The sequence below is a fragment of the Mycobacterium sp. IDUB_19 genome, assembly GCF_055419445.1.
In genome coordinates this window covers 1-253 of record NZ_JBVAXR010000237.1, presented here as the reverse complement: position 1 = coordinate 253, position 253 = coordinate 1, and the positions used below count along the sequence as shown (strand labels likewise).

Below are 253 nucleotides of genomic sequence, written 5' to 3'. Positions count from 1 at the left end.
GACAAGCGCGGTCCGCTGACCGTCCCGATCTGGTACCAGTACACCCCGGGAGGGGAACCCTGGGTGCAGACCGGCCTGGGTTCCCGCAAGCACCGGTTGATCGAGGCTGCCGGGCATTTCTCGTTGATGGTCGAGCGTCTGGAGCCGTCGGTGCGCTACGTGGCGGTCGACGGTGCGGTGAGCCGCATCGAACCGTCCACCGACGATCAGCTCGTCGAAATGGTGAAACGCTATCTGCCGCCGGAGAAGGTGG

The 253-nt window shown here is 65.6% G+C and carries 1 pseudogene; it reads left to right on the top strand.

From position 1 onward, the window contains the following. A pseudogene (locus tag ACZY0B_RS28100) lies at positions 1–253 on the top strand (pyridoxamine 5'-phosphate oxidase family protein); the annotation flags it as partial.